The organism is Devosia sp. (assembly GCF_014860165.1).
Classification (GTDB): Bacteria; Pseudomonadota; Alphaproteobacteria; order Rhizobiales; family Devosiaceae; genus Devosia.
On record NZ_JACZKG010000062.1, the window covers coordinates 103,449 to 114,941 of the forward strand.

Below are 11,493 nucleotides of genomic sequence, written 5' to 3' on the forward strand. Positions count from 1 at the left end.
CGATCTCAGACGGAAGCCCCGTCAGCCGCCTTGGGCGCTGCCGCATCCTCGTCAGTCTTCGCCTTGAGGCCGAAATTGATGAGGATGGGGCCGTTGATGATGATCGAGGAATACATGCCCACGAGGGAGCCGAAGGTCATGGCAATGGTGAAGCTGCGGATGACCTCGCCACCGAATATCACCAGCGGAATCAGCGCCAGGAACACGGTGAACTGGGTCAGCGAGGTGCGCACGATGGTCTGGTTGATCGACAGGTCGATCAGCTCGGGCAGCGGCATCTTGCGATGCTTGCGCAGGTTCTCGCGCACGCGGTCCGACACCACCACCGTTTCGTTCAAACTGAGGCCCACCAACGTCAGCACCGCTGCGATGGAGGTCAGGTTGAACTCCAGCCCGGTTATCGAGAACAGGCCGATGGTCATGATGATATCATGCGAGGTCGTGACGATCGCCGCGAGGGCGAACTGCCATTCGAAGCGGAACCAGATGTAGATCAGGATGGCGACGAGTGCGACGATGACGGCGATCGTGCCCTTCCAGGCGAGTTCGCCCGAGACCGTGCCGCTCACCGCTTCGGTGCTGCGGACAGTGTAGTTCTCGGTGGCGAGCGCGTCGCGGACCTTGGTGACGGCAACCTGGTCGGCGTCCTGGCCGCCCTCCTGCGCCTGGACGCGCACCAGCACATCCTCGGGCGTGCCGAAGCCCTGCACCTGCACTTCGCCCAGCTCGAGCCCGTCCAGCAGTTCGCGGACCTGGCCAACATCGGCGGGGCCGCCCTCGTGCTGGATGACGATGGCCGTGCCACCGACGAAGTCGATGCCCAGGTTGAAGCCCTTGAAATAGGCCGAACCGATGGAGAGGAGGCTGGCCACGATCGAGAAGGCGATGACGTAGCGGCTGATCTTCATGAACGGGATGCGGGTGCCATCCGGAATGAAGCGGAAATGCTGGATCTTGAGCGTCTTGGGCCGGACGCGGCGGAACCAGGCATGAACCTGGTAGGAGGTGACGGTGTAGGAGGTGAAGAGCGAGGTCAGGATGCCGAGCGCCAGGGTCACCGCAAAGCCCTGCACCGGGCCGGAGCCCAGGAAATAGAGCACGATGGCGGCGATGAGCTGGGTCAGGTGCGAGTCGACGATGGTGCCCCAGGCGCGTTCGAAGCCGGCCTGGATGGCCTGGATCGGAGACTTGCCGGCGCGCTGCTCTTCGCGCATGCGCTCATAGATCAGCACGTTGGCGTCCACGGCCATGCCGATGGTGAGGACGATGCCGGCGATGCCGGGCAGCGTCAGCGTTGCGCCAAGCATGGAGAGCGCGCCGAAGATCAGGATGATGTTGAGCACCAGCGAGATATTGGCGAACACGCCCCACAGGCCATAGGCCGCGACCATGAAGGCCACGACCAGCACGGCGGCGATGATGCCGGCGGTGAGGCCATTGCGGATCGAGTCGGCGCCAAGACTGGCGTCCACCGTGCGCTCCTCGACGACGTCCAGCGAAGCCGGCAGCGCGCCGGCGCGCAACAGCACCGCCAGGTCATTGGCGGTCGACGTGGTGAAGCTGCCGCTGATCTGGCCCGAGCCGCCGGTGATCGGCTGCTGGATGACCGGCGCGGTGATAACGGTGTTGTCGAGCACGATGGCAAAGCGCTGGCCCACATTGGCGCCGGTAATCTGGCCAAAGGTGATGGCGCCGCGCGTGTCGAACTTGAAGCTGACCACAGGCATGGCACGCTGCTGGTCATAGCTGGGCTGCGCATCGACCAGCGACTCGCCGCCAAGCGCAACGTCTTCATAGAGCAACTCAGCGCCGCCATCCTGGCTGGGCAGGATCATGGTGCCGGCCGGCAGGCCCTGGGCCTCGGCCTGGGCAGCGGTCATGCCGGGATAGACCATGTGGAAGGTGAGGCGCGCGGTGCGCGAAATGATGTCTTTCAGCCGCTGGCTGTCGCCAAAGCCCGGCACCTGCACCAGCACGCGACTGGTGCCCTGACGCTGGATCGAAGGCTCGGTCGTGCCCAGCTCGTCGACGCGCTTGCGGATGACTTCGATGGACTGCGCCACCAGCGCCGACATGCGCTGCTCGACGCCTTCGGGGGTCAAGGTCACCGTCAGCTTGCCGTCGGTGGTCTCGCCGAAGGCCAGCTCGTTGACGCCACCCACCGCGATCAGCGAATTGCTGATGGTGTTCTGCAGGGCTGCGATGGCGGCACGCGCGGCTTCCAGCTGCGTCGGGTCGGTCAGCTCCACCGTCAGCGACTTGGTCGCCTCGTCCGTGGTGATCAGGTTGCCGATGCCATTGTCGTTGGCCAGCGTGTTGCGCACGTCGCGGCGCAGCGACTGCAGCCGCTCAGCGACAATGCCGTCCTCGTTGACCTGCAGCAGCAGGTGCGAGCCGCCCTGCAGGTCGAGACCCAGAACCACCGTCTGCCTGGGCAGGAAGCCCGGCCAGGCGTCGCGCACGTCCTGCGGCAGGAAGCTGGGGATCGTGAACAGAATGCCCAGCAGGGCAACGAAGGCGATGATGGCGGTACGGATCGGCGAAGACTGCATGAAAGTCGTCCTGAAAGCAGAAAACCGGAGCCCGTGGGCTCCGGTGTCGGTCGGGCTATGCCCTTAGGCTGGCTTGTTGTCGTTGACCGGTTCGCCCTTGGAGCGGACGTCGGCAACCATGCCGCGCACCAGCTTCACCTTGACGCCGGTCGCGATCTCGACCTCGAGGTCTTCGCCGTCGACGGCCTTGGTCACCTTGCCGACGATGCCGCCGGTGGTCACCACGGTGTCACCGCGCTTGATGGCCGAGAGCATGGCCTGCTGAGCCTTGAGGCGCTTCTGCTGCGGGCGGAAGATCAGGAACCAGAAGATCACCACCAGCAGCAGGATCGGCATCAGCTGGATCAGGATATCGTTGATACCACCAGCGGGCGCGGCACCGGCTGCCTGGGCGTAGGCGGGCGTTACAAACATGAGGCGAGGCTCCTATCGTTTCTTCTTGGCTTGTGGAGGGGCGGCGCCAGGGACCAGCATCAACGTTGCGACGCTACTGGACGCATATGGGGCTCGTTGCACTTGCACCCCGGTCAAAATCGCGCGGACTATACATTTGCACCCCAGCGATTGCAAAGCCATTCCGGGGGTCGCAAATTGCCGCGCCAAGCCCGGGAAACGCTCGCTTTGAAGACCAAAGACCACCTCGCCCAGATCGCCGCGACCCTCGGCGAAATTGCCATCTCGCTCAAGGCCTTGGCGCCGTCGGCTGAGTTATCGATTCCGGTGCTGGGGGAAGCCGACGCCTACCATTGGGATGGCGATGCCGCGGTTTTGACCGCAGTGCCGAGGGTCAGCCGCGTGCCACTGGGCATGCTCAAGGGCATCGACGCCGTGCAGGACATCCTGCTGCGCAATACCGAGCAGTTTGCCCGGGGGCATGGCGCCAACAATGCGCTGCTCTGGGGCGCGCGCGGCATGGGCAAGAGTTCGCTGGTCAAGGCCATCCATGGCGACATCGTCGAGCGGCGCGCCGAGGGCTTCCAGCGACTGGTGCTGATCGAGATCGCCCGAGAGGATCTCGACACCCTCCCTGCCCTGATGCGCCGCATCGGCAACGAGGATGCGCGCTTCATCATCTTCTGCGACGACCTGAGCTTCGACACTGGCGAGACTAGCTATAAGTCGCTCAAGACCATCCTTGATGGCGGCCTCGAGGGGCGTCCGGAGAATGTGCTGTTCTATGCCACCTCCAACCGCCGCCACCTGATGCCGCGGGACATGATCGAGAACGAGCGCTCGACGGCGATCAATCCGGGCGAAGCGGTTGAGGAGAAGGTATCGCTGTCAGACCGTTTCGGGCTGTGGCTGGGCTTTCACAATTGCGACCAGCCGACCTTCCTCGCCATGGTGCGCGCCTATGCCGACCACTATGGCCTCGATATCGACGACGAGACCCTCAGGGCGCGGGCCATCGAGTGGTCAGCGACGCGGGGCGCACGGTCCGGACGCGTCGCGATCCAGCTCGTGCGCACGCTGGCGGGCGAATTGGGCAAGGCGATCTAGGGCACAAACAAAAACCCCCGCTTTCGCGGGGGCTTCTGCTTAGTTTGCCTGGGATCAACCCGCCAGTAGCGGCACCGGATCGACCGGGGTGGCGCCCTTGCGGAGTTCGAAATGCAGTTGCGGCTTGGTCACCGAGCCGGTCATGCCGGAGGCGCCGATGGTGTCCCCGCGGCCAACGACCGCGCCCTTGGCGACGCTCATCGACTGCAGGTGGGCATAGGCCGAAACGTAGCCATTGGGATGGCGGATCAGGATCAGGTTGCCGTAGCCTTCGACGCCGGAGCCCACATAGATCACCGTGCCGTTCTCGGCCGCCTTGACGGCGGAGCCTTCGGGAACCTCGATATTGATGCCGGTGCCCTTGGACGAGGCGAAGTCGACCATCACGCGACCGCTGACGGGCCAGCGGAACTTGTCGCTGCCCGACATGGCTGGCTCGGCTGCCGGAACGCTGGCGACCTGGACAGGCGCTGCCTGGGCCGGGGCAGCCTGCGGAGTGGCCGTGGGAAGCGGCGTTGCTGCCGGAGCTGCCGCCTGGAGGGCATTGGGCGCTGCCTGCGGCAGGGTCTGCTGGGCAGCAGCTGGCGCAGCCATCGGCGTGGCGCTGGCCACCTGGGTGGTGGGCGCCTTGGTGGCCAGCAGGTCAGCACGACCGGGAATGATCACCTTCTGCCCAACCACGATCTTGTCGGGCGAGGAGAGGTTGTTCGCCTGGACGATGGCCTGGGTGGTCACCTCGTAGCGGCGGGCGATGGTGTAGAGCGACTCGCCGCTGGCAATGGTGTGGGTGAAGGCGTTGGTTGTCGCCCCGCCCGGCAGGGTCGGCACGGCTGGGGCAGCCGCGGCAAGCGCGGGCACCGAATTGTTGGTCGGCAGGCTGCCAAGGGCGGCAGGAGACGGCATCGGGGCGGCCGATGCGAGAGCGGGCTGTGCTTGCATGGTGGGGAGGGATCCCTGAGAAGACGAATTACTCAGTACAGGAAGGTCTTGGGACTGGACGGAAGGCATGGCGCTGGCCGTTGCCATAGGCTGGGCCGGCTGGTTCCAGGCGGGCTGGACGGCAGTGGGAGTCGGGTTGTTCCAGCCGCCACCGACATTGGCGGGCGGCAGGAAGCGGGTATCGGCCGTCATGTTCTGGGGAGCACCAAGGCTCGCCGGCATGGGCTGGCTATAGCTTGCGGGGGAACTCTGCGGCAGGGAACTGGTCGTCGTGGGGTCGCCGAAGGTCCGGCTACCGAGACTGGAACAGCCCGATAGTGCGACGGCGGCGGTCACCAGACCAACCATAGCCACGGCACCTTTGGGCGCCCGACGGGATACGCGGATACTCATCAGCTTACTCGTACGCAGGTACTCAACACGAGTTTGAGACTAGGCCGGTAAGGTAAAGACGAGTTTAAGGCCGATGCGATTTGAGCGAATTCGTGACGGCGGGATTCTGGATTGGGTAAGGTTAAGAGCCGGGTCGACGCCAGCCCCTAAAGAGCCATCGTTCCCTTGAGCTTCTCGACCATGCTCACATCCGTCTGCTGCAGCAGCATGGGCGTGACCGTGACATAGCCATCGCGCCGCATCACCTCGAAATCGGCGGCGCGATCGAGCGGCATCGGGGTTTCGGGAATGGCGATGAAGAACTTGCCGTCATTGTCGCTGGGGTAATAGCGGAACGGCGAGCGCGAGAAGCGCTGATGCGGCACCACGGCGATGCCCTTGGTGGTGTCGGGGTCGCAAAAGGGGAAGTTGACGTTGAAATAGGTCCCGGGCCCCTGAGCCCCGGCAATCACCGCGCCCGCCACGGCGGCGCCGTGACGGATGGAATTGGACCAATCCACCTCGCGGCCGTGCTCGTAATTGATGCCCTGGCTCATCGCGATGCCGATGGCACCCTGCAGGGCCCCTTCCCTGGCGCCGGCGGCGGTGCCCGAGCAGTTGATGATATCGCCCAGATTCTGGCCGGCATTGACGCCCGACAGCACCACGTCGGCCGGCCTGTCGCCCAGCAGGTGCGTCATGCCCGCCACGACGCAGTCGGCGGGCGAGCCTCCGATGACGGCGAAGGTGCGCGCGTCGCGGCGGTCGAAGTGCAGTTCGCGCCCCAGGGTGAAGCGATGCCCTGCCCCCGACTGGTTGCCGTCGGGCGCGACAATCCAGACGTCATCGCTCAGCGTATGGGCGATGTCGGCCATGATGGCGATGCCGGGCGCATCCACACCATCGTCATTGGTGATGAGGATGCGCAGGCTCATCAGCGGCCGCCGATGGAGGTGAGGCCACCCATATAGGGCCGCAGCACTTCGGGCACGAGGACGGAGCCGTCCTCCTGCTGGTAGTTTTCCAGGACGGCGATGAGGCAGCGGCCGACGGCCGTGCCGGAGCCATTGAGTGTGTGGACGAAGCGCGGGGCCTGCTTTTCGCCTTGTGGCCGATAGCGGGCCTCCATGCGCCGGGCCTGGAAATCACCGCAGACCGAGACCGAGGAAATCTCGCGATAGGTGTCCTGGCCGGGCAGCCAGACTTCAAGATCATAGGTCTTCTGGGCACCAAAGCCGATGTCGCCGGTGCAGAGGTTCATGACGCGATAGTGGAGGCCCAGGCGCTGCAGCACAGTCTCGGCGCAGGCCAGCATGCGCTCGTGCTCGTCGATCGAGGTCTCGGGCGTGGTGATGGAGACCATCTCCACCTTGTTGAACTGATGCTGGCGCAGCATGCCGCGCGTATCACGACCAGCCGAGCCGGCTTCGGAGCGGAAGCAGGGGGTGAGCGCGGTGAGCCGCAGGGGGAGTTCTTCTTCGGCCACGATGGACTCGCGCACGAAGTTGGTCAGCGGAACCTCGGCGGTCGGGATCAGCGCCAGCCGGCTTTCACCATGTGGGGTGAAGAACAGGTCTTCTTCGAACTTGGGCAGTTGATTGGTGCCGAACAGTGCGTCGTCGCGCACCAGCAATGGCGGCTGAACTTCGAGATAGCCATGCTCGTTCGTATGCAGGTCCAGCATGAACTGGCCCAGCGCACGTTCGAGGCGGGCCACCTGCCCTTTGAGCACAACGAAGCGGCTGCCGGAGAGCTTGGCGGCGATCTCGAAATCCATGTTGCCATTGGCGGCCACGCCGATTTCGTAGTGCTCCCTGGGAGCAAACGAGAAGCTGGGACGCGGCGCGCGGACCTTGGCCGCCGTTTCGGGCGTACCGTTGCGGCCGAAATACTCGACATTGCCGCTTTCGTCGGTGCCGTTGGGGACATCCTCGAAGACCAGGTTCGGGATGACCGAGAGGGCATTGCGCAGTTCGAGTTCGATGGCGCGTTCATCGGCTTCGCCCTGGGGAATGGACTCCTTGAGGCTGGCGACTTCGGCCATCAGCTCGGCGGCCCTGGCTTCGTCCTTCTGCGCCTTGGCCTGGCCGATCTGCTTGGAAAGCGCATTGCGCTTTTCCTGGGCGTCGTTGAGCCGGGCGATGATCTCGCGGCGCCGATCGTCGATGGCGAGCAGATCTGAGGAGCGGACCGATACCCCCTTGCGCCGCGCGACGGCGGTGTCGAAGGCTTCGGCGTTGGCTCTGATCCACTTGATATCGAACATCGGTTGCTACGGGTCCCTGCCCGCCTCTTGTTGGTTGCGTACGTTGTCTAAGGTCGATGGGGAACCGCTGCAATCCCCAAACCCACCTGGGTCATTCCGGCGAAGGCCGGAATCCAAGCCCGGCAGGTGTCTCAAAACTCAGTGTTCAGGGAGGAATACGGACCTGGATCCCGGACTTCGCCGGGATGACACCGTGGGTGGTAACCGGGCGACTACTCGGATGATGAGCCGGAGATTTCCGCTTCCTGTGCAGCCAGGGCCGCAGCGCGGCGCTTCTCGACCATCCGGACGGAAATGATCGAGAGTTCGTAGAGCAGGTACATGGGCAATGCGAGGCCGATCTGGGAGATCGGATCGGGCGGCGTAATGAAAGCAGCGAAGATCAGGATGCCGACGATGGCGTAGCGGCGGCCCTTCTTGAGCAGGTCGACATGCACGAGATCGATCTGCGCCAGCAGCGTCAGGATGACAGGCAGCTGGAAGCAGATGCCGAAGGCCAGGATCAGCAGCATGGCAAGGCCGAGATATTCGCTGACGCTGGTCAGCATCTCGATATCCTCGGTCTGCATGCCGGCAAAGAAGCTCAGCGCCATGGGCAGGACGATGAAATAGACCAGGGCGGCGCCGGCCACGAAGAAGATCGGCGTGGCCACGAGATAGGGGATGAATGCCTTGCGCTCATGCTTGTAGAGGCCGGGCGCCACAAACATGTAGATCTGGCTCGCCACCACCGGAAAACCCAGGAAGATGGCGCCGAACAGCGCCACGTTCAGGTAGGTGAAGAACAGCTCCTGCGGCGCCGTGAAGATCAGGTTCGCGCCGGGGACGGAGTTCTTGTAGGGGATCAGCAGCCAGTCATAGATCGTGCTGGCGAAGATGAAGCAGAAGGCCATCAGCGCCACGATGGTGACAGCGGAGTAGATCAGCCGCTTGCGCAGTTCGACGAGATGTTCAAGCAGCGGCGCTTCGCTGCCGGCCAGTTCGTCGACCTTCTCGGCGGTCTTGTCTTCGATCTGCTTGGCGTCGGCCATGGTCTATTCGCTTCCGGCTTTCGCTGTGGTGGCCTTGCGTGGCGCACGGGCCCGCGGCGTCTTGGTGGCCGGCGAATCCGCCGGCTCGGTGGGCAGTGCGGGCACGGGCGCCTGAGCTTCGACTTTCGGCGTGCGCGGCTTCTTGACGGGCTTGGCGACGGGTTTGGCTTCGGCGGGGTTGGGAACCGCTTCCAGCGGCGCCAGATCGGTCGTGATCACCGGGCGGGTTGGCGCAGCCGCGGCTTTCACCGGCGCCTTCTTGGCGGCAACCTTCTTGGCAGGCTCTGGCAAACTGGCCTTGGACGACACCGGCGCCGGACCGGCGGGCTTGAAGCCCGCTTCGGCGGCAATCTGATCTGCCGTCTTGGGCGGCGTCATGCCGGCTGCGGCCTTGATCTCGTCGACCACGCTCTCCGCCTTGGGGTCGGCCGGCTTGATGATGCCGCTCGGCTTGGGGCCGGTCGGCGTCATGGCGTTGAACTCCTTGCGGATTTCGTCCGATGTCTTCTTGAGCGGCGCGGTGATCGAGTTGCGCAGGTTACGCACCTCGTCGAGGCCAGTGCTCTTGTTGATCTCGCGCTGGAACTCGCTGCCCATGCGCCTGATCTGTCCAACGACCTTGCCGACGCGGCTCATCACCACCGGCAGATCCTTGGGTCCGATGACAATCAGCGCGACGACGCCGATCACCAGCATCTCTGTCCAACCCAGGCCGAGCATAGTCCTATTCCTTCAAAGCAGCGGCGTGGCCGTCAGAACAGACGCGTTCAGACGTCCTTCTTTTCCGGCTCGCGAACAGCAGTGTCGGCGGTGGTGACGCGCTCGACCGGCTTGTCGTCGTCCTTCATGCCCTTCTGGAAGGCTTTGATGCCCGAGGCAACTTCACCCATCATGCCGGAAATCTTGCCGCGACCGAACAGCAGGATCACGACGACGGCGACAACGAGAATGCCCCAAATTCCTGGCGCGTGCATTTTGGTCTCCCTAATATTTCAGAACGCGTTACACGCGAAAGATAGGTCAGAAATAGGTTCAATCGCGTGCAAACACAAGAACGTGTTCCGGGTTCAGGGTCACGAAGACGTCTTGTCCCACGCCCATTGCGGCATCGGAGGGCTGGCGCAGGCCAAGGGGGGCTTCGAGCCCGTCGACCATGACCTGGCAGATGTCGATGCCGATCGCATCATGCTTGCCGATGATGCGACCCGGCGTGCCGGGGCCGGAGGTGGTCATGGCGGCCCCGCCAGCCGGGCGAATGGCGATGGTGACCGGCGTGCCATCGGCCAGGCCCGGCACAGGCACCACGCCGAGCGGCGTGGCGGCGGCTCCGCCCGAAACGACACTGTCGATTTCGCTCAGCGGCGAAAAGAAGCGCGCAGCGTCGAGATCGATGGGGTGGCGATAAATCTCGGCGGCGGTGCCGATCTGCGCAATCCTGCCGCGCCGGAGCAGTGCCACCCGGTCCCCGAGAACCATGGCCTCCTCCGGATCGTGGGTGACGATGAGGCTGGTGACGTGAGTCTCCCGCAGCACGGCGAGGGTTTCCTCGCGCACGGTCTCGCGTAGGCGGGCATCGAGGCTGGAAAAGGGTTCGTCCAATAGCAGGACGCTCGGGCGCGGCGCAACGCTGCGGGCAAGCGCCAGCCGCTGCTGCTGGCCACCGGACAGCATGTGGGGGAAATCGGCCGCGCGGTCGGCAAGCCCGACGCGACGGAGGGCTGCCTGCGCCTGGCCGAGGGCGGCATCGCGGCCCAGCCGGCGCAGGCCGAACAGCACGTTCTGCAGCACCGTCAGGTGCGGGAAGAGCGCAAAGTCCTGGAACATCAGGCCGATGCCGCGACGGTCTGGCGCAACGGTGGTGCCAACGGCCGAGACGGTCCGACCATTGATGCGCACGGCGCCGCCATGCACCGGCTGGATGCCGGCGGCGACGCGGAGGGCGGTGGATTTGCCGGAGCCCGATTCGCCGAGCAGGCAGACGATCTCGCCGGGGTTGAGCATGAGGCTGAACTGGTCGAGCACCACCCTGCCCCCGAGCCGGACGGTTACCGCGTCGAATTCGAGCGTAGCGGCGAAGCTGACGCCGGTCGTACCGCGCAAGCCCCAGTCAGTACTGGTCTTTTCGGTCATTCCCGGTCCTCGTCGCCACCGGGATCGTCGGGATCGAGCGGGTCTTCGTCGTCACGGAGGGCGGCCCCATCGAAGGGCAGCGGAATCTGGAGGTTGGGTGGCAGGCGGCCGGATAGGAGTCCTGAACCCTTGAGCTCGTCGAGGCCCGGCAGGTCACTCAGGCTTTCGAGGCCGAAGTGATCGAGGAAAGCGTCGGTGGTTCCGTAGGTTACGGGGCGCCCGGGGGTGCGACGGCGGCCGCGCATGCGGATCCAGCCGGCTTCCATCAGCAGGTCGAGCGTGCCCTTGCCGGTGGCGACGCCGCGGACTTCCTCGATCTCGGCGCGGGTGGCCGGCTGGTGGTAGGCGATGATGGAGAGGGTTTCGAGCGCAGCGCGGGACAGCGGCCGGCTTTCCTGCTCGTCGCGGCGCAGCAAGAAGCCCAGGTCCTCGGCGGTGCGGAAGGCCCATTTGTCACCACGCCGCACCAGATTGACGCCCCGGTCGGCGTAGCGCGCCTGCAGCGTCAGCAGAAGTTCACCAATGTTAGCGCCCTCCCCCACATATGCTAGCAGACTGTTAGCATCGAGAGGCTCGCCTGACGCGAAAAGGATAGCTTCGAGCACACGCAGGTTGCGCTCCAGCACCTCGCTGCGATTGTCGGAAACCTCGCTCACGGCCGGTCCGCCTTGCGGCGGCGCATGAACAGCGGACCGAACGTCTC

At 64.9% G+C, this 11,493-nt stretch carries 11 protein-coding genes; 1 reads left to right on the forward strand and 10 read right to left on the reverse strand.

The genetic code is table 11. The features are described from left to right. Positions 1-5 precede the first annotated feature (5 nt). Positions 6-2,552, reverse strand: a complete 2,547-nt coding sequence (gene secD, locus IH615_RS15375) for a protein translocase subunit SecD (protein WP_291363064.1) — start codon at positions 2,550-2,552, stop codon at positions 6-8. Between the two features lie 63 nt (positions 2,553-2,615). After that, a complete protein-coding gene (yajC, locus tag IH615_RS15380; protein ID WP_291363065.1) occupies positions 2,616-2,966 on the reverse strand; it encodes a preprotein translocase subunit YajC in 351 nt (116 codons plus the stop codon). 207 nt (positions 2,967-3,173) lie between these two features. On the opposite strand from yajC, the gene IH615_RS15385 reads away from it, so the two are divergent. Beyond that, positions 3,174-4,052: an ATP-binding protein gene (locus IH615_RS15385; RefSeq protein WP_291363067.1), complete on the forward strand. Its 879-nt coding sequence runs from the start codon at positions 3,174-3,176 to the stop codon at positions 4,050-4,052. Positions 4,053-4,106: 54 nt separating this feature from the next. Here IH615_RS15385 and IH615_RS15390 read toward each other — a convergent pair whose 3' ends face one another. The 8 genes from IH615_RS15390 to scpB all read right to left on the reverse strand — a co-directional run bounded on the left by IH615_RS15390 (position 4,107) and on the right by scpB (position 11,446). Further along, complete coding sequence (locus tag IH615_RS15390) at positions 4,107-5,384, reverse strand: M23 family metallopeptidase (protein WP_291363069.1); 1,278 nt, start codon at positions 5,382-5,384, stop codon at positions 4,107-4,109. A gap of 146 nt (positions 5,385-5,530) precedes the next feature. Next, positions 5,531-6,298: a 5'/3'-nucleotidase SurE gene (gene surE / locus IH615_RS15395; RefSeq protein ID WP_291363071.1), complete on the reverse strand. Its 768-nt coding sequence runs from the start codon at positions 6,296-6,298 to the stop codon at positions 5,531-5,533. Next, the gene (serS, locus tag IH615_RS15400) at positions 6,298-7,629 is read right to left on the reverse strand and encodes a serine--tRNA ligase (RefSeq protein ID WP_291363073.1); all 1,332 of its coding nucleotides are present in this window, start codon (positions 7,627-7,629) and stop codon (positions 6,298-6,300) included. Before serS ends, surE begins: the two co-directional genes overlap by 1 nt. Before the next feature lie 212 nt (positions 7,630-7,841). After that, on the reverse strand, positions 7,842-8,660 hold the full coding sequence (gene tatC / locus IH615_RS15405; RefSeq protein WP_291363075.1) for a twin-arginine translocase subunit TatC: 819 nt from the start codon (positions 8,658-8,660) through the stop codon (positions 7,842-7,844). A gap of 3 nt (positions 8,661-8,663) precedes the next feature. Continuing rightward, positions 8,664-9,380 (reverse strand): Sec-independent protein translocase protein TatB, encoded by a 717-nt coding sequence (tatB, locus tag IH615_RS15410; RefSeq protein WP_291363077.1) that lies wholly within the window; start codon positions 9,378-9,380, stop codon positions 8,664-8,666. A gap of 47 nt (positions 9,381-9,427) precedes the next feature. Continuing rightward, positions 9,428-9,634: a twin-arginine translocase TatA/TatE family subunit gene (gene tatA / locus IH615_RS15415; RefSeq protein ID WP_291363078.1), complete on the reverse strand. Its 207-nt coding sequence runs from the start codon at positions 9,632-9,634 to the stop codon at positions 9,428-9,430. A 58-nt stretch (positions 9,635-9,692) separates the two neighbouring features. Further along, complete coding sequence (locus IH615_RS15420) at positions 9,693-10,790, reverse strand: ABC transporter ATP-binding protein (protein WP_291363079.1); 1,098 nt, start codon at positions 10,788-10,790, stop codon at positions 9,693-9,695. Then, positions 10,787-11,446, reverse strand: a complete 660-nt coding sequence (scpB, locus tag IH615_RS15425) for an SMC-Scp complex subunit ScpB (RefSeq protein ID WP_291363096.1) — start codon at positions 11,444-11,446, stop codon at positions 10,787-10,789. Before scpB ends, IH615_RS15420 begins: the two co-directional genes overlap by 4 nt. Positions 11,447-11,493: the final 47 nt, after the last annotated feature.